At 73.8% G+C, this 20,650-nt stretch carries 14 protein-coding genes; 12 read left to right on the forward strand and 2 right to left on the reverse strand.

Features of this window, described 5'->3' with window-relative positions; all coding sequences use genetic code 11:
* Positions 1-104: 104 nt before the first annotated feature.
* The 6 genes from Dvina_RS42935 to Dvina_RS42960 all read left to right on the forward strand — a co-directional run bounded on the left by Dvina_RS42935 (position 105) and on the right by Dvina_RS42960 (position 6,325).
* The gene (locus tag Dvina_RS42935) at positions 105-1,256 is read left to right on the forward strand and encodes an FAD-dependent oxidoreductase (protein WP_223096405.1); all 1,152 of its coding nucleotides are present in this window, start codon (positions 105-107) and stop codon (positions 1,254-1,256) included.
* Between the two features lie 9 nt (positions 1,257-1,265).
* Entirely contained in the window at positions 1,266-2,429 is a 1,164-nt protein-coding gene (locus Dvina_RS42940) for a DUF2786 domain-containing protein (RefSeq protein WP_223096407.1), read from the forward strand.
* 47 nt (positions 2,430-2,476) lie between these two features.
* Positions 2,477-3,232: a hypothetical protein gene (locus tag Dvina_RS42945; RefSeq protein WP_223096409.1), complete on the forward strand. Its 756-nt coding sequence runs from the start codon at positions 2,477-2,479 to the stop codon at positions 3,230-3,232.
* Positions 3,233-3,475: 243 nt separating this feature from the next.
* On the forward strand, positions 3,476-4,486 hold the full coding sequence (locus Dvina_RS42950; RefSeq protein ID WP_223096410.1) for an SDR family oxidoreductase: 1,011 nt from the start codon (positions 3,476-3,478) through the stop codon (positions 4,484-4,486).
* Between the two features lie 51 nt (positions 4,487-4,537).
* Entirely contained in the window at positions 4,538-5,623 is a 1,086-nt protein-coding gene (locus tag Dvina_RS42955) for a glycosyltransferase (RefSeq protein ID WP_223096412.1), read from the forward strand.
* Positions 5,624-5,908: 285 nt separating this feature from the next.
* The gene (locus Dvina_RS42960; protein ID WP_223096414.1) at positions 5,909-6,325 is read left to right on the forward strand and encodes a hypothetical protein; all 417 of its coding nucleotides are present in this window, start codon (positions 5,909-5,911) and stop codon (positions 6,323-6,325) included.
* A 1,424-nt stretch (positions 6,326-7,749) separates the two neighbouring features.
* Here the strand turns inward: Dvina_RS42960 and Dvina_RS42965 are convergent.
* Positions 7,750-10,965: a hypothetical protein gene (locus Dvina_RS42965; protein WP_246655691.1), complete on the reverse strand. Its 3,216-nt coding sequence runs from the start codon at positions 10,963-10,965 to the stop codon at positions 7,750-7,752.
* A 61-nt stretch (positions 10,966-11,026) separates the two neighbouring features.
* Positions 11,027-13,642: a CHAT domain-containing protein gene (locus Dvina_RS42970; RefSeq protein WP_223096418.1), complete on the reverse strand. Its 2,616-nt coding sequence runs from the start codon at positions 13,640-13,642 to the stop codon at positions 11,027-11,029.
* A 96-nt stretch (positions 13,643-13,738) separates the two neighbouring features.
* On the opposite strand from Dvina_RS42970, the gene Dvina_RS42975 reads away from it, so the two are divergent.
* The 6 genes from Dvina_RS42975 to Dvina_RS43000 all read left to right on the forward strand — a co-directional run bounded on the left by Dvina_RS42975 (position 13,739) and on the right by Dvina_RS43000 (position 20,642).
* Positions 13,739-14,911: a S8/S53 family peptidase gene (locus tag Dvina_RS42975; protein WP_223096420.1), complete on the forward strand. Its 1,173-nt coding sequence runs from the start codon at positions 13,739-13,741 to the stop codon at positions 14,909-14,911.
* Positions 14,912-15,048: 137 nt separating this feature from the next.
* A complete protein-coding gene (locus Dvina_RS42980; protein ID WP_380030318.1) occupies positions 15,049-16,617 on the forward strand; it encodes a Na+/H+ antiporter in 1,569 nt (522 codons plus the stop codon).
* Positions 16,618-16,697: 80 nt separating this feature from the next.
* Positions 16,698-18,209, forward strand: a complete 1,512-nt coding sequence (locus tag Dvina_RS42985) for a protein kinase domain-containing protein (RefSeq protein WP_223096424.1) — start codon at positions 16,698-16,700, stop codon at positions 18,207-18,209.
* 167 nt (positions 18,210-18,376) lie between these two features.
* Positions 18,377-18,874: a hypothetical protein gene (locus Dvina_RS42990; RefSeq protein ID WP_223096426.1), complete on the forward strand. Its 498-nt coding sequence runs from the start codon at positions 18,377-18,379 to the stop codon at positions 18,872-18,874.
* A gap of 83 nt (positions 18,875-18,957) precedes the next feature.
* Positions 18,958-19,515 (forward strand): hypothetical protein, encoded by a 558-nt coding sequence (locus Dvina_RS42995; protein WP_223096428.1) that lies wholly within the window; start codon positions 18,958-18,960, stop codon positions 19,513-19,515.
* A gap of 68 nt (positions 19,516-19,583) precedes the next feature.
* Entirely contained in the window at positions 19,584-20,642 is a 1,059-nt protein-coding gene (locus Dvina_RS43000) for a hypothetical protein (protein WP_223096430.1), read from the forward strand.
* The last annotated feature ends 8 nt before the right edge of the window (positions 20,643-20,650 follow it).

Here is a 20,650-nt window from a genome sequence, read left to right on the forward strand (position 1 = left end):
CGTGATCCTTCCAGATTCGCCGGTTGACAGGAGCCGCTCCCCCGAACACACTTTCACCGAAAGTAAATTCAGCGAACTGGGATTCGGTGAAATGGGGAGGCGAGATGCGAGCGATCGTGATCGGTGGTGGGGTCGGCGGGGCGGCGGCGGCGCTGGCGCTGCGGCGGATCGGGGCCGAGGTGACGGTCTACGAGGCGTACGCGGACCCGGCCGGCGACGTCGGGGCCTGGGTCAGCCTGGCCGCCAACGGGCTGCGGGCCGTCGACGCGCTGGGCGGCCTGGCCGCGGTGCGGGCGGCCGGATTCGAGATCGAGCGGCAGCGGATGTGGTCGGCCGGCGGCATGCTCATCGGCGACGTCCCCCGCGGCCGGCGGTCGAGCGACACCCTGCGCAGCGTGACGCTGATGCGCGCCCGGCTTGTCGCAGCACTGCGGGCGGCGGCCGTCGAGGCCGGGGCGGCGATCGTCACCGGCGCGCGGCTCGTCGGCGCCGGCGAGACCGGAGGCGGCGTGCGGGTCACGCTCGAGGGCGGCGCCACCGACACCGCCGACGTGCTCGTCGCCGCGGACGGCATCTGGTCGACGGTCCGCGGGCTGCTCGACCCGGCCGCGCCGGTGCCGCAGTACGCCGGGCTCTACAGCGTGTCGGGCGTGTCGCGGCTCGACGGCGTCGACCCGGGCGTGTTCAACCTGACGTTCGCCCGCAACGGCGCCTTCCTGCACGTGCGGGCGGGCGACGAGGTGTGGTGGTCGGCCCAGGTCACCTCGCCGGTGGCCCCGCCGCGCGTGGGAGTCGACGACGCCGTCAGACTGCGGGAACTCTCGCGGCTGTACGCCGAGGAGGTGGTGCCGGCCACGATCCTCGCCGCCACCACGTCGCTGCAGCCGACTGCTGTCATGCACGTGCTGGACCCGGTCGCCACCTGGCACAGCGACCGGATCGTCATCATCGGCGATGCCGCGCACCCCGTCGGCGCCGGCCAGGGCGCGTCGATGGCGATCGAGGACGCTCTGGCGCTGGCCGCGGCGCTGCAGCGCGCGCCATCGGTGGCGGAGGCGCTGCGGCGCTACGACGCCGAGCGCCGGCCCCGGATCACCAAGATCCTGAGCAGCGCCGAGGACAACCGCAGCGCGAAGCGGGCCGGACCGGTCAGGCGCCGCCTCCAGGCCGCGCTGATGCGGATCTTCGTGCCGATGTTCTACGAGAAGGCGACCGCTTGGTTGTACGCGTACGAGCCCGCCGAACTCGCGAAGTAACCTTGCGCGGTGAACAGCGCCCGCCGGCAGATCGAGGACCTCGTACGCGGGGCGGTGCCGTACGAGAGCGGGCTGGACCTGCTCGCCGTCGCCCCCGCCGCCGAGGTCGACCCGGCGCTCTTCGCCGCCGTGACCGACGCCACCGGCCGGCTGTGGCGGGGCGGCTGGCAGCCGGCCGAGCTACACCGGGCCGTGGTGCGCCGGGGCGGGACCGACCGGCCGCTGCTCGGGCTGGCGCTCATCGACGCGGTCGCCGCCCACCTGCGCGGGCACGACAGGCGCCGGGTCGACGAGCGCTGGCTGGCCCAGGCCGACGATCTCGGCGCCGCGGTGTGGTGGAGCGCCGATGAGCGGTACGTGTCCGAACTCACCGTCCGCCGCCGCCGGGACCGGATCTCGGTCGTGGACGATCTCCTCGGGCTCCTGGTGGAGCTGGCGCAGCTGCCGGCGATCGAGGTGATCGTGCCGTTCGTCAAGGCGCCGACGGCCGTCGCCGCCTCCCGGGTCGACCAGACGCTGCTCAACCGGGTGCGGGCGCTGCTGGCCAAGGCCGAGTCCACGTCGTATCCGGCCGAGGCGGAGACGTACACGGCCAAGGCGCAGGAGCTCATCGCCCGGCACGCGATCGACGAGGCGCTGCTGGCCGGCCGGGGTGAGCGCGCGGACGTGGTGCCGTTCGCCCGCCGGATCGGCGTCGACCACCCCTACGAGGGCGAGAAGGCATCGCTGCTCAGCGCGGTGGCCGAGGCGAACCGCTGCCACACCGTGTGGTCGCCCGACCTCGGCTTCACCACGGTGTTCGGGTTCGATGCCGACATCGACGCCGTCGAGCTGCTCTACACCTCGCTGCTCGTCCAGGCCGGCCGGGCCATGGCCAGGACCGAGCCACCGGGCGGCAAGGCGGGCCGGGCCCGGCTCAAGACGTTCCGCCAGTCGTTCCTGGTCGCCTACGCGGTCCGCATCGGCGAGCGGCTGGCCCGGGCCACGGAGCTGGCGCTCGAAGAGGCCTCCGACAAGAACGTGCTGCCGGTGCTGCGCTCGCGTGACGAGCAGGTCCGGGAGACGATGACCCGGATCTTCCCCCGCACCGTCCGCGGCCGCGGGAGCCGGGTCGACAGCCTCGAAGGTTGGGAGTCCGGCCGGGAGGCGGCCGATCAGGCGGTCCTGAACTGAGTGATCGGCCGACCCGGCCGCGGCGCCGGTGTGGGATCCTCCGCCTCATGCTCAAGCTTCCCGCTGGACAGGTCGCGGCCGGTCAACTGCCGCAGGTCTGCCCACGACACGGCGAACCGGCGATCGAGATGAAGCCGATGCGGCTCATCTCCAAGCCCCCGGCCTGGACACCGATCCTGATCCTGGCCGCGGTCATCGTCTACGCGATCGTGGTCTCCATCCTGCGCAAGACCGTCCAGGCGGCCGGCTGGCCCTGGTGCGCCCAGTGCAAGGCGGCCCGGTCCCGGCTGCTGTCCATCGGTCTGGGCGTCCTCGGCCTCGGCCTGCTGCTGCTCATCGGCGGCTTTGCGCTCGTCAACAGCAGCGACGCCGGCGGCCTGCTGGTCCTCGTCGGCATCTTCACGCTGCTCGCCGGCCTGATCGTGGCGGCGCGCAGCGGCAACCAGGCGATCGCCCGCGCGTTCGTGTCGCAGGACGGGCAGTTCGTGGAGGTCGCCAAGCCGGACCCGCGGTTCGTGCAGGCCCTGCAGGCGGGTGCGCCGGGGCCCTCGTTCGGCCCGCCACCGGGGCAGTATCCGCCGCCCGGCTACCAGCAGCAGCCCGCGTATCCGCCGGCCGGATATCCGCAGCAGCCGGCTCCGGGGTATCCGCAGCAGCAGCCGCCCGTGTCGGGGTATCCGCAGCAGCCGGGCGCGCCCGGGTATCCGCAGCCGGGGGCTCCGGGGTATCCGCCGCAGGGAGCGCCCGGATATCCGCAGCAGCAGCCGCCCGGGTATCCGCAGCAGCCGGGCGGGTACCGCTGAATCGGCTTTGACCAAGGGACGGGCCGCGCACTCCGCCAACTGGTGTGCGCGGTCCGCCTCCCCCGCCCTCAGGGGGTCCCTCGGCGTTCTCCCGGCGGCTTCAGCCGTGCACTGAGAGAGCGCTCTCTCAAGAGTTGCCCTTCCTGCGCCTCGCTGTCAAGGGATTGACGCGCCGGCTCGGAGTTTTCTCCGGAGAGCGCTCTCCGGTGTTAGGCCGCGGACGCGGGCGGGTACCGGATTTTCATGAGGCATCAGGACGTTGGGCAGGTCGTTGTCATCACCGGAGCGAGCGGCGGCATCGGCCGGGCGACGGCGCGGGCTTTCGCGCGCCGCGGCGCCTCCGTGGCCCTGCTGGCCCGGGGCGAGGCCGGGCTCAAGGCCGCGGCCGACGAGGTCGAGCGCCTGGGCGGCCGGGCGCTGCCGATCCAGGTCGACGCGGCCGACTTTGACGCCCTCGACGACGCCGCCACCCGGATCGAGCGGGAGCTGGGCCCGATCGACGTCTGGATCAACGACGCCTTCACCTCGGTATTCGCGCCGTTCATGCAGGTGAAGCCCGAAGAGTTCAAGCGCGTGACCGAGGTGTCCTACCTCGGCTACGTCTACGGCACCCGGGTCGCCCTCGACCGCATGCTCCCGCGCAACCACGGCTCGATCGTGCAGGTCGGCTCGGCGCTGGCCTATCGGGGCATTCCGCTGCAGAGCGCATACTGCGGCGCCAAGCACGCGATCCAGGGCTTCAACGAGTCACTGCGCGTCGAGCTCATGCACGACAAGCGCGACGTCCACGTGACGATGGTGCAGATGCCGGCCGTGAACACCCCGCAGTTCGACTGGGTCCGCTCCCGCCTCGGCCGCCACGCCCAGCCGGTCGCCCCGATCTACCAGCCGGAGATCGCCGCCCGCGCCGTCGTCTACGCCGCCGACAACCCGGGCCGCCGCGAATACTGGGTCGGCGCCTCGACTGTCGGCACCCTCATCGCCGACAAGTTCATCCCGGGCCTGCTGGAGCGCTACCTGGCCCGCACCGGCTACGACTCGCAGCAGACGGCCGAGCCGCGCGACCCGAACCAGCCGGAGAACCTGTGGGAACCGGCCGACGAGCACACCGACTTCGGCGCCCACGGCGACTTTGACGACCGCTCCACCGGGCGCGCCCCGCAGCTGTGGGCCTCCCACCACCACGGCCTGATCGCCGCCGCGGGCGCCGGCCTGATCGCCCTGGCCGGCGTCGCCCTGGCCCGCCGCCGCTGACAGCTATCCGACACCGCTGAACCCGCCGCGCGCGGGAGACGTGGGGCCGGTATGCGCATCCTGTTCAGCGCGTGCCCCTTGTCCGGACATGTCGCGACAATCCTGCCGCTCGCCGTGGCCGCCGTCGACGGCGGCCACGAGGTGGTCATCGCCACCGGCTCCGGCGTCACCGCGGACGCCCGCCGTCTGGGCGTGCCGACGTGGCCGGTGGGTGTGCCCGCCGCCACCCTCCCGCGCGGCGGCACCGCGGCCGAGCGCGCCGCCTTCTTCGCCAGCACGGCCCTGCGCCGCACCACCGATCTCCTCCCGAAAGCCGAAGCCTGGCGCCCCGACCTTATCGTCTCCGACACCGCCGAGGTCGCCGGCGCCGTGGCCGCCGCCGCGACCGGCGCCCGCCACGTGGTCCACGGCCTGGGCATCATGCCGCCGATGGTCCTGTGGAACGCCTACGCCCTGCACCTGGACGGACTGCTGGCGAGATGGGGCCTGCCGACGGCGGTGGACGCGGCCCGGGACGTCACATACCTGGACGTCTGCCCGCCGGCCCTGCGCCGCTCGGGCGAGCGGATCTGGCAGAACACCCTCGACCTGCGCCCCACCACGGTCAGCCGCGGCACTCCCCCGCCGAGCCTGGCGTCGCTGCCGTACAGCACCACGGTCCTGGCCCGCCCGACCGCCCGAGCCGACGCCGCCGCCATCCTGAGCGCCGTCCGCTCGCAGCCGGTCAACCTCCTGCTCCAGGCGGAGCCCTCGCACTTCGGCCCGCAGCCGGCCAACGTCCTGATCGCACCCCACTTCCCCGATGCGGCAGTACTCCCGCGGTGCGCCGCCCTGATCTCGACCGGCGGCCCGGGCGTCATCCTCCAGGCGTTGGCGTACGGCCTGCCGCAACTGATCCTGAGCCAGGAGACCACCGACCCGGCCGGCGACATCACCCACGCGGGCGCCGCGCTCACCATCAACACCCCGACGCCGGCCGCCACCGAGCAGGCCGTCCAGCAGCACCTGCCCCGCCTGCTGGAAGACCCCGACTTCGCCAGCGCCGCCGCCTGGATCCAGGTGGAGATAGCGGCGATGCCGACCCCCGAGGCCATGGTCCGCACCCTGACCGCCGAGGGCATCCCGGCGCTGCGCTGACGGGCCCGACGACGTTGCCCCCCACGGCGTTGCCTGGCGACGTTGCCCGGCCGCGTTGCCCTGACGGCGTTGCCCGACGCCGGTCCGACCACGACGCCGCCGCACGCTCGTGGCCGGGCGGTGCCGCCGGGTAGCGTCGCGAGGCCGTGCCGCCGAGTCGTGTTGCGAGGCCGTGTCGCCGGGTCGTGTCGCCGGACTGTGTCGCCAGGCCCGTTGTCCACCGCCGGGAGTGCGGCCGCGCGGGACGACGTTTGCGCGGTTTCCCGCCCGGGTAGCGTCGGCTTCATGTGGCTGATCGCTCGTTCTGCGCTGCTCGGTATCGCCGCCGGTGGACGCAGCCTGTCCGCCCCCGCCGCCGTCGCCTTCGGCAGCGGCTCCAGAGCCTGGCAGGTGGCCACGACAGCCGCCGCGGCCGGCGAATTCGTCCTCGACAAGCTGCCCAACGCCCCCAGCCGCCTGGCCGCCGCCCCGCTGGCCGGCCGTCTCCTCTTCGCCGGCGTAGCCGCCACCTTCCTGGCCCGCCGTGAAGGCCGCAACCCGGTAGCCCCCGCCCTGGCCGCCGCCGCGGGCGCCGCCGCTGGAACCTACGCCGGCGCCCGCTGGCGCGCCTACGCCGCGAACCGCCACTGGGCCGCCCTGCCCGCCGCACTGGCCGAGGACGCAGTGACCTGGACCCTGGCCACCACCGCCGCCCGCCGCTGACACCACGAACCTCAAGCGAGGCGCAGGACCTACCGCGAGACCGACGTCGAGCTCAACCGCATCCGGGCCGCCCACGACGGCGGGTAGGCGCCGGAGGGCCTCGGCAGGCCGGCAAGCCCGAACCGGACCGACGCACCGCGCGGGTTGAGCCAGTGGCGCAGGAGCCGGCACCTGATGCACGACTGAGGCCTGTGCAGCCCGACGAGTGGCCCGGTAAGTGGCCCGCCGCGGGTTGACGGCATCGCACGAGCCCGGCCGTGGTGCGCGGCGACCCCACGAGCAGCGCGCACGGGGTGGCGCATGAGCCGACTGTGGTGCGCGGGCGACCAGCGAACCAGCACGCACGGGCGCAGCGGACGCGGCCGTGGCCGGCGGCATCACGCGAGCCTGCCATGGTGGGCAGGCGACCACGAGCAGCGCGCACGAGCGTCGCCGGCACGAGCCGGCCATGCTGCGCAGGCGACCAGCGGCGGCCCAACCGCATCGCACGAGCCCGGCCACGGTGCGCGGGCGAACAAGGGAGCGGCGCGCACGAGCGTCGCGCGCACGAGCGTCGCGCGCACGAGCGTCGCCGGCGCGAGCCGACCGTGCTGCGCAGGCGACCAGCGAACCAGCACGCACGGGCGCGGCGGACGCGGCCGTGGTCGGCGGCATCACGCGAGCCCGGCCACGGTGAGCGGGCGAACGGCGGAGCGGCGCACGAGTGGGGCGGGGGCGTCGCTCGGCATCGTCGCGCAGCAGCGCACCACCCCTCGAAGCGCTCAACCCGGCGCGGCGGGGCGTGGCTCGGCATCGTCGCGCAGCGGCGCACGACCCCTCGAAGCGCTCAGCCCGGCCCGGCGCGGCGCTCAGCCGGGTGCAGCGGGGCGTCGCTCGGCATCGTCGCGCAGCAGCGCACCACCCCTCGAAGCGCTCAACCCGGCGCGGCGGGGCGTGGCTCGGCATCGTCGCGCAGCAGCGCACCACCCCTCGAAGCGCTCAACCCGGCGCGGCGGGGCGTGGCTCGGCATCGTCGCGCAGCGGCGCACGGCCCCTCGAAGCACTCAGACCGGCCCGGCGCGGCGATGCGCTCAGCCCGGCTCGGCGCGGGGATGCGGTCGGCCGGGTGCGGCGGGGCGTCGCTCAGCATCGTGGTGCAGCGGCGCGCGGCCGCTCGAAGCGGTCGGGCGCGGCGTGGCGATGCGGTCGGGCGAGGCGCTGCCGTCGGGCGGGCGTGGTCGATGCGGTTGGGCGGGCAAGGTCGATGCGGTTGGACGGGCGGGGTCGATGCGGTTGGACGGGCTGGGTCGATGCGGTTGGACGGGCAAGGTCGATGCGGTTGGGCGGGCGGGGTCGATGTGGTTGGGCGGCAGCCGGGAGTGGCGGGTCGGCGGCTTGGCCCGGTCGGTGGGCGGCTCTCCCCTGGAGTCGTCTGGCGGTGAGGGTTAGAGGGCGTGGCGGGGGCGGCGCGGTGGAGGGTTGGGGTTCTCGTCGGGGCCGGTGGGTGTCGGGCGCGGCGGGAGGTGGGAAGGGAGAGCGAGCGGGCGGCGGCGGGTCGGGAGTGGGGGGAGGGTGATGGCTTGGGTTGGTTCGGGGTCGCTGGGGGTGTTAGCCCGGGTGTCGGGCGTGGGGCGCTGCTGTCCTGTCGGGCCCGCCGGGAGGGAGGGTGTCGGGCGGGGGGCGGCGTGGCGGGGGCGGCGGAAGAGCAGGGCCGTGGCGGTGGTCAGGAACACGGCGCCCAGGATGACTGCGGCCAACGGCAGGAACGTCGGGATGCCCAGGTAGACGGTGATGCCGAGGATGCGGGACAGGCCCCACGGCAGGAGGGCCATCTGGTCGTTCCAGATCGTCAGGGAGCGCTCCAGGCCCAGCACCGCCACCAGGCCGCCCAGCAGGACGAGCGGTACGCCCGCGCCGGCCAGCAGGACGGACGCGGTGCGGCGCAGCGGTAGGGCGTAGCGGTCGCGCAGGACCAGCGCGACGGCCACGAAGAGCCAGGCGAAGGCGGCGAAGGCCACCGTGATGTACAGCGAGCGGCGCACCGGATCGGTCCAGAAGGCGAACCAGTAGCCGCCCGGGCCGCGCAGGATCAGGGCGGCCAGGAGGATCGCGGTGCGGAGCAGGGCGACGCCGCCCATGGCGGCCCAGAGGTGGAACGGGTCGCGGCGGCCGGCCACGAGGCGGACGGTGAGGGCGAACAGGAGCCAGCCGCCCAGGGAGACGACCAGGTGGGCGGGGGCGGCGAACCAGGTGTAGACCAGGCGGGACAGGATCAGGGCGGCGGCCGGCACGGCGATGACGACGACGCGGTCCAGGCGGCTGGGCAGCGGGGACAGGTCGGCCAGGCGCCACGGGCTCGTCGCGCCGAGCCAGAGGGCGCGCAGGCCCGTCGAGCGGCCGACCAGGCCGACCAGCAGGAGCAGCACGACGAGGCCGAGCAGCACCCGAGCCAGGATGGACATGAGCGGATCGCGGTCCGCGCGCGCGGCGCCGAGGTCGGCCGCCGTGAAGTTGTACGCGGGAAGGTCCACGTCCCCGCCGTAGCGGTCCACGTGGGCGGTGCGGGCCTGGCGGTACTTCGTCTCGGCCGCCTCCCAGGCCGCGCGGGCCGCGGGGGAGCCGGTGTCGAGCCACTGGGCGTGGCGCAGGACCATCGTGCGGTAGGCCCCGAGGGTCCGGAACAGGTCGGTCTCGTACGCGAGCGCGTCGAGCAGCTTCGCCCGCAGCGTCGCGTCGCGCCAGGTCGCCGGGTCGGTGGCGACAAGCGTCTCCCGCATCGAGGCGGCCAGGGCGACGGCGCGGTCGCCCTCGGCGATGGTCTGGTCGATGTGGTCGCGGCTGACCGCGTAGATGCTGTCGAGCGCGGCCGAGTCACCGGTGACGATGTCCCACTCGAAGATCCACATCATCGGGGGCGGCTCGAGGCCCAGGGCCTCCACCTTGTCGTCGGCGTAGGGGCCCAGGTACAGGCCCTTGGTGATCGCCTCGCGGGACATCGCCATCACGCGGCACACGGCGGCGACCGTTGCCGGGTCGTCGGAGAAGGTCCGGCGGGCCCAGTCGGCGGTGATCTGGGCCGCCGGGGTCGCCGGGTCCCAGGCGAGCCGGCCCAGCGCGTAGGAGTTCAGGTCGTACAGCTGCCAGAACCCCGAGCGCAGCAGGAGCGTCATCGGCCCGGCCCGCAGCGGTCCGCCGTCCTGGGTCCACGTCCACACGCCCTCGATGTGCGGGTTGGCGGCCAGGAACCGCTGGAGCGCCTGCTGGTGCAGGCCGGTGAGGTCGTTGGGCAGGGAGCCGAACCCCTCGAACTCGCGCCGGCTCTGGAACTCCACGATCCGCCGCTGGGGGCCCTTCTCCAGCGTCGAGTTGAAGGGCAGGTGGCTGTAGAAGTCGCCGAGGGTGTACTTCGTCGACACAATCAGATGCGCGTTGTCGACGCCACCGAGGACCTCGTCGTAGGCCTCCGGATCGGTGTGGAGCCGCCCGACCGCGCCGACCCCGACCGTCCAGGTGCGGAAGATGATGTCGCGGCCGGCCTCGCCGGCCGCCTCCAGGAGCGCGGCGAGCATCGTGCGCACGGCCTCCGGCGTGGTGACGGCGATGCGCGACTCGTAGTCCCAGCCGGCCTGCTTGTAGACGGCGCCGCCCTCGCCGATGCGGATCATGAGGCCGCTGACGAACGGCATGCGCTCGAAGAGCTCGGCCAGGCCGAGTGCGTAGACCCGCCAGAACTTCGGGTCCTCGACGTTCAGGCCGCCGTAGGTCTTGTCCAGGTATCGCTCCAGCGGCGGCGACAGCGCCAGCATGTCGGTGAGCAGGTAGACCTTCATGCCCATGTCGGCCGCATAGCGGAACACCGGCGCGAACGCGGCGATCAGGGCCTGGGCCCGCGCGACGTGTGCATCGTTGCGGTCGTAGACGGTGTAGCCGTCGCCGACCCGGGAGAACGTGATGTATTCCAGGAAGCCCGGCAGGACCACCCCGTTGTACCCCTGCGCGAGCGCGTGCTCGACGAACTGGTGGAACTGCCGCGAGATCCGCTCGACGGCGATCTGGTCGACCCACGGCGCCCGGGGCAGCAGCGCGCCGCCGACGATGTCCGTGTTGAGCGAGTAGTCGGTGCCGGCGGCGAACGCGGCCACGTCGGGCTCGCGGCCGACCGAGCCGGCGTCGGTGAGCCGCAGGCCGAGGCGGGGCTTGACGACGTTGCCCTTCTGCTCGGCCGGCACCAGCGGCCGGCCCGAGCGGACCCGGTCGGCGAGCGCGTAGAGCCCGGCGGCCGCGCCCGAGTCGTCGCCGCCCGTGAGCACGAGGGGCTCGTCGAGGCGGTAGGCGCCGGCCGGAACCGCCTCATCGACGAGCACCACCAGATCGGCCGGGCCCTCGGCCCCGATCACCGGCCGCGGCTGGTCCCGGCCGGCGATCGCATCGGCGAGCGCGGTGGCGGCCAGGGTGAGCCGCGGGGAGACCGGCACCGCGATCGACGCGATCCCGACGGGTGCGGACGCGCCGACCTCGGCGACAACGGGCCGCTCGACCGGGATCGCCGCCCGCTCGAACCGCAGCCCGAGCGCGCCGCCGACGCCCCAGGCCACGAGTGCGCCCAGCACCAGCAGCGCCGCAATCGCGGCGACCGGGGTGCGAGCACGACGTCGGGTCACGGCCGACATCGTAGGCCCGAGGTCCGACATTTTCCGAGCGCGCCGATCGAGCCGGGAAACTTCAGCCCGCGCCGAAGCACACGAAGCTGTCGGCGCTGGCCCGGTCGCGCGGGTCGGCCGCGGACTGGGCGGCGGCGAGCGCGGCGGCCGGGCCCAGGCCGGTGGCGAGGTGGCCGTAGAACGCCCGCATGAGGTGGCGGGTGGCGCCGTCGTCGACCGGCCCGGTGGAGGCGATCACTGTCGCGGTCCCCATGTTGAGCAGCGCCGCGACCAGGCCCATGAGCTCGTCGCCGGGGTGCACGGCGGCCAGGCCGGTGTCGCAGCCCGACAGCACCAGCAGCGCCGGCGGGCGGCGCAGCGCGGTCAGGTCGTAGACGGTGAGCGGCCCGTCGGCGAGCATCAGGAACGAGAAGAGCGGATTGTCGACGCGAAACTCCCCGTGCGCGGCGATGTGCCCGATCGCCGCACCGTCGAGCGCGGCCAGGGCCGGCTGGACGCCCGCCCGCTCATCGGCGAGCACGGTGGCGCCGGGGCGGTCGGCCGCGATCTCCCGTACCTCGTCCGCGGCCTGCTCCGCCGAGTGCGCCCCGACGAGTACCAGCCGTCCATCCACAGTGGACGACATCACGCAGCGCAGCCAGATCGTCGCCGAGGGTGCGACGGTCAGCGATCGACCGCGCAGCCGCGGGAGCATCGACCACGGCAGCGCATGCAGCGCTCCGGTCGGCACCAGGATCAGGGGGCCGGCGCCGATGAGGTCGGCGATCGGGCCCAGCAGCAGCCGGTCGAGGGCCTCGGCGCGCCGCTCCAGCCGCTCGCCGTCGGTGGTGTGGCCAAGGACCTGGTTGTGCAGGGCGAACCGCAGCGACTCCAGCTCGGCCCGCACCGCGTCGATCTCCCCGACGATGCGGTGCGTGACCCGGCGCCCGCGCACCACGAGGGCGTGCAGGCGCCCGTCGATGTCGAGGAGCTCGACGAGCACCCGGTCCCCCAGCGCTGCGGCCAGCTTCGGGATCGACAACTCGACAGCGCTGGGCGAGGAGCCGGGTGCGTGCCAGGAGCGGCGGCGGACCTCGGCCTCCAGCACTCGCTGGCGGCGCAGCAGGCGGCTGGTGCGCTGCGGGCCGGTCGGGGCCGCGGCCAGCTCGCCGTTGATCCGCCGCAGCTCCATCAGGTGCCGGGCCACGACCGGATCGGTGGACGGGTGCGTCGGCGGCAGCGACAGGGCGGCCGAGCGGCACCGCTGGGCCCAGGTCAGCGCCGTCGCCGGCCCGCCGTGCTGCAGGGCCAGCCGCAGCCGCAGCCCGGCCAGGGCGACAGTCTCCGCACTGCCGCGCACCCGCAGCTCGGTGGCGCCGAGGCTGGCCCGGTAGGCGTCGGCCTGGCGCAGGCCGGACGTGGCCGCCCGGACCGACTCCGCGACCGCGCCGGAGGCGAGCTCGACCCGGGCCCGGATGTGCCACCACCGCACCCGCAGCGGCGCCGGGCCCAGCTTGGCCGCACCGCCCGCCTCGGTGAGCAGCTCGCGCGCGGTGTAGAGCTCGTTGAGGTCGACCGCGAGCTGGGCGGCGTCGAGCAGCGCGTCCCAGCCGGGCTGCAGCCAGCCGGCCTCGAGCAGGTGCGCCGCGACCGAGCGCAGCTCGCGGAGGGTGCCCCGGTTGGCCTTGCCGAGGGCGATGACGGCGGCGATCTCGGCGACCTTGGCCCGGGCGCTCCAGACGCTGCGGCCCTGGCGCTGGAACACCCGGCGCGCGGTCGCGGCCGCCGCCTTGGACTCCGCGGGCGTGCCGGCGGCCAGGCCGTGCCGGGCGAGCATGAGGTGGGCCTGGCCGAGCACGGAGTCGAGGTGCCCGTCGGTGCAGGCGTCGATGGCGGCCCGGATGGCCGCGTCGGCCTCGGGCAGGAGGCGCACGGAGAGCAGCAGGTCGGCCCGGTCGAGCAGGCCGACCGCGGCGGCGCCGGTGCTCCACAGCCGGTCGTGGGCGCGGTCGTAGCGGGCCAGCGCGGTGGGGACGTCGCCGGCCTGGGCGGCGACGAAGCCGAGGTTGTGCTCGACCTGCGCGGCCGCCGTCGCCATGCCGAGGCGGTTGTAGAGCGCCTGCGCGGCCCGCAGGTCGTTCTCGGCCTGCTTGAGGTTGCCGCGGTACCCGTGCAGGACGCCCCGGTTCGTGAGGGTTCGCGCCTCCCACACCTGATCGCCGGACTCGCGGAACGCGCGCAGCGCCCACCGGTACAGCTCCATCGCCTGCCGGTCGAACCCGAGCCGCCGCAGGATCAGCGCCCGCTGCATGATCGCCCGGGCCCGCCGGTGCCCGTGGAGCTCGGCAACGGCGCGGTCGATCTCCTTGAGTGCGGCGCTGGGCCGGCCGAGATCGTCGAGGATCAGCGCGTGGCTCATCCGGGCCTCGGCCTCGTGCACCCGCAGGCCGTGCCGCCGGGCCACGGTGATCGACGCCTTGAGCTGGGTCGCCGCCGCGGCCGCGTCGTGCTGGGCCTGCGCGACGAGGCCCAGTGCGCGCAGCGCGACCGCCTTCCGGCCGGGGTCGGCATCGCGCTCGGCATCGCGCAAAGCCGACTCAGCGAGGTGCTTGGCCTTGCCCGGGTCGGCCATGACAATCGGGAGCAGCCGCTGCGCCAATTCTTCGTCGGCGGCGGGGAGCGCGGGTGCAGCCGTCACGTCTGCATCCTGCCAAAGGCTCGGATGTGTATCACGGAGTCCGGAACGCGACTCATGTCACCGGCCTCATAGTTGATCCTTCTTGGGGGGAGCTCGATGTCCGTACCGATCGATCGTTACCGGCGGTGGGAGCAGGTCCGCAACGCGCGCCTGTCCAATCTGCCGTGGTTGCGCAGCGATGTACAGTCCGGCCGCCCGGTGCGCTACGTCGCCGATGAAATCCTGGTGTCCGAGGGGGGCGCCGCGATCGCCCACCGCACCCTCAACGCCCTGGGCCACCGGCCCAGCGACGTGACCGAGCGGGAGCCGCACCGCGGACTTCGCCTGCTCAAGGCCGACGGCCTCGACGTCGCCGCGGCCGTGCGCCAGCTGCGGGGTCAGCTGCCGGACGCCGTCGTCGGCCCCAACCACGTGTTCCTGTCGACGCCGTACGAGCACGGCGGCCCGTACGGTCCGCCGATTTCGGCAACCGCTCCGCCGTCCAAGCTCGCCCCTTCGGCGGACGGCCCATCGTCCGTCCGGGTCGTCGTCATGGACACCGGGGTGTACCTCGACAGCCCGCTCCCGCCCGGCTGCTACTCGGCCACGGCGGACAACGTGGAGACGGTCCTCGACGGTAACGCCGACGGCGAGCTCGACTCGGACGTCGGCCACGCGAACTTCATCGCGGGTGTCGTCGTGCAGTCGACCGACGCCGCGCAGGTCCGGATCGTGAAGGTGCTCGACAGCTTCGGCGTGTGCACCGAGGCCGAGCTGGCCGCCAAGATCGCGAGCCTGACCGACGTCGACGTGCTGAACCTGTCGCTCGGCGGGTTCTCGGTCGGCGACCAGCCGCCGGCGATCCTCAGCGCGGCGCTCGCCACGTTCCTGGCCGGCGGCGACCGGGTCGTCGTCGCGGCGGCCGGCAACGACGGCATTCACGACCGCCCGTTCTGGCCGGCGGCGTTCGCGGCCGGCGGCGCGCCGTGGGCCTCGAAGGTCATCGCGGTGGCCGCACACGACGGCAACGCGGTGTGCGACTGGAGCAACCGCGGCGCGTGGGTGACCCTCGTGGCCCCGGGCGCCGACGTCGTGAGCACCTTCGTCCGCCACACCCCGGCCTTCGAGTCGGGCTGGGCGGCGTGGAGCGGCACCTCCTTCGCGGCGCCGAAGGTCGTGGCCGCGGTGGCCGAGCGCAGGGCGGCGGCCGGCTCCGTGGTGGCGGCCGCGGAGCAGGTCAAGGCCGAGGCTTCCCAGCAGCAACTGGGCGGCTTCCCCGCGCTGCACTGAAACACGAGAGCCCCGGGAGGGGCGCTGCGGGCGGCGAACCGCAGCGCCCGATTTCCCGTCACTGAAGCGCGCACCCACACCCCCAGGCGGCCGGCACCGGGAGGCGAAACCGCCGGCGGCGTTGAACAATGTCCGGCGTGGGCGCACTGGAAGTAGTCGTGGCACTCGGTGCGGCGCTGGTGGTGGCCGGGATCGTCGCGCGGCGCGTCCGGATCCCGCCACCGGTGCTGCTGCTGGTCATCGGGACCGCGCTCGGCCTGGCTCCCGCGCTCTCCGCGGTCCGGCTGCCACCCGAGGCGGTACTGCTGCTGTTCCTGCCGGCACTGCTCTACTGGGAGAGCCTCACCACGTCGCTGCGGGAGATCCGCACCAACATCCGGGTGATCGGCCTGCTGTCCACGGCGCTGGTGGTGGCGACGGCGGGCGGCGTCGCCTACGTCGCGCACCTGCTCGGCGTCGCCTGGGGCCCGGCCTGGGTGCTCGGAGCGGCCGTCGCGCCCACCGACGCGACGGCCGTGAGCGTGCTGGCCCGGGGGCTGCCGCGCCGCACGACAACGGTGCTGCGGGCGGAGAGCCTGGTCAACGACGGCACGGCGCTGGCGATCTTCGGGCTGGCGATGGCCGTCACGATCGACGGCGACGAGCTCACGACGGCGAAGATCGGCGGGCTGTTCGCGCTCGCGTACGCGGGTGGGGTGCTGGCCGGGCTCGCCGCGGCCTGGCTCGCGCTCACCGCCCGCCGGCTCATCGGCGACGAGCCGCTGCTGGCCAACACCGTCAGCCTGCTCACCCCGTTCCTGGCGTTCCTGCTGGCCGAGGTCGTGCACGCGTCCGGGGTGCTGGCGGTGGTCGCCTGCGGGCTGGTGATCAGCCAGTACGGCCCCCGCACCATCAGCGCCCGGACCCGCACCCAGGCGTTCGCGTTCTGGCCGCTCACGACGTTCGTGCTCAACGGGGCGCTGTTCGTGCTCATCGGGATGCAGCTGCCCGACTCGGTCCGCGGGCTGCACGACGGCACGCTCCCGCACAGCGCGGCGGTCCTCGCGGCCGTGGCCGCCACCGTGGTCGGCGTGCGGTTCGCCTGGAGCTTCACCACCCCGTACCTCATCCGCGCCCTCGACCGCCGCCCCGCCCAGCGGCTGCTGAGGGTCGGGGCGCGGGCCCGGACGATCAGCGCGATAGCCGGTTTCCGGGGCGCCGTGTCACTCGCCGCAGCCCTGGCCGTACCCTCCGCGGTCGCCGAGCGGGACCTGATCGTCTTCGTGACCTCGGGCGTGATCGTGGTGACGCTCGGACTCGGACTTTTCATGCCCGCCGTCGTACGGTGGGCCCGGCTCCCCGACGACGACGGGCCGCGGCAGGAGCTGCTCCTGGCCCAGACCACCGCGTCGCAGGAGGCCCTGGACGCACTCCCGGGCGTCGGCGCCCGGCTCGGGGTGGACGACCTGGTGGTGGCCCGGCTGCGGAAGGAGTACGAGCGGCACCTGTCGGACCTGCACACGGGAGACGACGACGACGGTGACCGGGCGGAGCAGACCGAGCACGAGCAGTACACAATGCTGAAGCTCGAGCTGCTCGCGCACAAACGGGCGACGATCGTGCGGCTCCGGGACGAGCGCCGGATCGACGACGTCGTGCTGCGACAGTTGCAGGGGAAACTTGACATCGAGGAAGTTCGACTCACGGGGACCTATACGACAGAGTGAACCGACCGATTGCCCGACCTCCACACCGGGCGCGGCCGTGTTGAGATGTCCTTGAACTCGAGCTTGGGCGGGAACTGATCTTGAAGACGCTGGTGGACCGCTACCGATTGGACTACGCGATCGGCGCGGGCGGCATGGGCATCGTGTGGCGAGCCCGTGACCTGCGGCAACAGCAGATGGTGGCGATCAAGGAGGTACGCCTCCCGGAGCTCATGACCACCGTGGAGCGCGAGCGCGTCAACCGCGAGGCGCGGGCCGCCGGGCGCGTGGAGCACCCGGCGATCGTCAAGGTCCACGAGGTCGTCACGACTGACGAAGGACCGTGGATCGTCATGGACCTCGTCGATGGCCGCTCGCTCGGCGAGCGGGTCGCCACCGACGGTCCCCTGCCCGCGGCCGAGGGCGCGCGGCTCGGCCTGGTCCTGCTCGACGCGCTGGAGGCGGCCCACGCGGCCGGCATCACGCACGGTGACGTCAAGCCCGCCAACGTCCTGCTCCTGCCCGACGGCTCGGCGCTGCTCACCGACTTCGCCGTGGCCGCGATGCTCGACCCCAGGCTGCCGCTGAGCGACCCGGTGTTCGTCGCGCCCGAGCGCCGCGGCACCGGCGACGGCGGCCCGGAGGGCGACCTGTACTCCCTCGGCGCCACCCTGGCCGTCGCCTCCCCGGCGGCCGCTCCCGACCTCGTGGCCGCACTGACCGCCGACGACCCCGCCGAGCGCCCGAACGCCCACGCCGTCCGCCGGGCCCTGTCGATCGCCGCCGGCGTCGAGCCGCCGCCGGAGGAGGAGCCCTGGTGGGAGGAGCCCGCCGAGGCGGCAGCCACCACAGCGGCGGCCACCGCGGAGGCCACGGCCGCGGCCGAGACCCAGGAGCAGCCCGCCGTCGACGAGGCCACCAAAGAGCACCCCGTGGTCCCCCTTTCCACCCCGGCCGAGACCACCGGCGAGCTGCGGGCGGCGAAGCCCGCGACACCGGCCGGGCCGCAGCGCATGCAGATGAAGTCCGAGATCAAGGTGGCCGCGCTCATCGGCGCCGGCGTGCTCGCCTTCCTGATCCTGGTGGGCTTCCTCGGCCACGGCGGCGGCACCACCGACGACGCCAACCAGGCGGCCCAGGGCGCCGTCGCATCGCCGAGCGACGACGCGCTCCTCGCCGGGGCCGGCACCGAACCCAGCCCGTCACCCTCCGACGACCAGCCGTCACCCAGTGCCGCCCCGTCCACCGCCCGGCCCACGACAAAGGCCCCGAAGACCACGAAGCCGGCCAGCCCTACTCCGCCGAAGTCGCCGGCTGTCACCTCGGCCAAGATCGGGCTGAACCCGGTGACGTACAGCGGCCCCTGCACCGGCAACGGGATCGACGTCGAGGTAAGCGTGACGATCGCCACGAACCAGCCCGGCACCCAGGTCACCTACGCGACCACCGGCAAGGCGGCCAAGACGGTGACCGCGACCGGCGGGACCTACACCGAGACCTACCGCATGCGGGTCGACAGCGGCCGCCGGTACTCGTTCCCGATGACCCTGAGCGTCACCAGCCCGGGCACCACCACTGACTCGCTGACCTTCACGAACAACTGCTCGAGATAGCAGGGACGCCCGCGCGGCCCCCGGGCCGGTGCACCTGGACCTTAAAAAAGCTCTCGCGTTCGCTAGGATGCCCCAGTGCCGAAGGAGCGACGGACGGCGGACAGCAACGCAACGCCGGGTACGCCACGTCTAACGTGCGTGACCGTGAGCTGCTGGAGGGTGGTCGAATGACCGACGACGACGTCACGCGCGACGGCCTGCCACGGTTCATTTACGGTGAGTACACGGGTGAGATCAAACTGCCACCACGGCCCGAGGACGACGACGTCCCGGGCGGCCCGATGGACCGCAACACCAAGTTTCTGGTGGCCGGCGGCGGCCTGGCCCTGCTGCTGATCATCGGGATCGTCGTGGCCGCGCTGAGCACCACCGCGAGCACGCCCGACACCACGCCCGCGGCGGCCAACCCGGAGACGTCGGCGGTGAGCTCGTCCGGCACGCCGGTGCCGACCGACGACCCGCAGGTCACCGCGACCCAGTCGTGGCCACAGCTCACGAACACCGAGATCCCGGGCGGCCAGGCGACGACGACCAAGCCCGGCTCGACCCCGACCACCAAGCCGGGGGCGACCAACACGGTCAAGCCGCCGGCCACGCAGACCACGAAGCCGGGCCCGTTCCCGACGACCAAGAAGCCGCGGCCGTCGTTCCCAGGAAACCAATGAGCGAACCCGGCTCAGAGGAGGCCGGGTTAGCGGGGGAACCCGACGGATTTCCGGCACCGCCGCCGGAAGGCCTTTCACGGAGTATGGCCTGGTTCCTGGCCGGCGCGGCGCTTGTCATCGTGCTGTCGGTCGGCACCGCCCTGGCCGCCCTGACCACCGGGGACGACCCGCGTCCGCGCCCGACGGCGGCCCGCAACACGCCGCAGCCGGTGGTGCCCGAGGACCCGGCGACCACGATCGGGCCGGCCGCGACCGCGGTGCGCAGCACGGCCTCGACCCAGCCGTCGGCCGTGCGCAGCTCGAGCCCGGCCCGGCCCACCTCCGCGGCGCCGACGACGCCGGGGCCGCCGCGGGTGGTGTCGGTGACCGTGAGCGCCGACCCGGACGAGTTCCCCAGCTGCCGCGGGTCGATGATCACCCGGATCACGGTGCGGATGACGCTCAGCCAGCCCGGGCTCCCGGTGCGGTACACCATCAATGAGTCCTCGACCGTGCGGGACACGGCGTCGAGCACGACGTTCGTCAAGACGACCCAGGCCAACGTGAGCCCCATCCGCGGCGACCACCAGGTGCGGATCGCGGTGACGCAGCCGAGCACGGCCTCCACCAGCACCACGATCAGCGTCGACTGCGGGAGATGAATAAGCGTTCGTGAATTCCACACTATCGGTTACGCTCGATGTACCGACTGTGATGGGACCGGCGAGCCATGCTCAGTGCGCGCAGCCTGTTCGTGTACTGCACCGCGAATCAGGCCCTGCGCTGCGCCCGGATCGCCGAGCGCCCCGGCGCCGGGCTGGTGATCGCCCCCTACCGCCACGATGAACGGGGCGCCCTCGCCACCGCCGCCTACCTGCGCGACAGGTCGCAGCTCACGACGCCGATCCTGCTCGACGCGGCCCGCTACGCGGGGCAGAACCGGCTGCCGGCCAGCGCCCCGTTCAACCCGCGCTGGCTGCGGCGGCAGCGGGAGCTGGGGCTGCCGGTGCTCACCGACTCCGGGTACGTCGACGGCGGCGACGAGGCGGGACTCGTCAGCATCCTCCACCGCACGATGGCGATCCCCGACGGCATCGCGGTCCTGCCGCTCAACCCGGTCTGGCTGCGCGACCGCCTGCACCTGACCACCCTGACCAACCGCGTCCGCGACGCCGGGGTGGCGATCGCGCTGGTGCTGGAGGCCCGCGGCGACCCGTTCGGGCTGCCCGGAACCGTGGCCGGGCTGCTGGAAGTGCTCGGGTGTGGAGTACCGACGCTGCTGCTTCGCTCTGATCTTTCATCGCTCGGTGCGCTCTGTCACGGCGCGGTGGCGGCGGCGGTCGGCACCACTGGTGCGCTGCGGCACCTCGCGCCCCGCGAGTCCGTCCCCATGAACAACCAGCGCGGGCCGCGCCCGCCGGCGACGATCTTCAAACCCACCATGTCGTACCGTCGCATCAGCGCGATCCAGCGGGCCAAACGGTCGCACCCCGACCCCCGGCTCTGGTCGTGCGACTGCGACGCCTGTGCGGGCCGGGACCTGGACTGGATGGCCGCCCTCGACGACCGCGAGCGGGAGGTGCCGGCGTTCGAGCACGCGGCCGCCGTCCTGTTCGCGCTGCGCGACGAGGTGCTCAGCGGCGGCGAGCACCAGAACCGCAACAGCTGGGCCGCGCGCTGCGCCGACGCCGCCTATCGCGAGCGCGAACTCGGCTGGCCGGTGACGCCGATGCTGCGCCACTGGCGGGAGACGGCCCCGAATTCGGTCGAAATGCCGCTGGCGAGCTGACAGAATCG

It is taken from the genome of Dactylosporangium vinaceum, from assembly GCF_019904175.1.
Lineage (GTDB): Bacteria > Actinomycetota > Actinomycetes > Mycobacteriales > Micromonosporaceae > Dactylosporangium > Dactylosporangium vinaceum.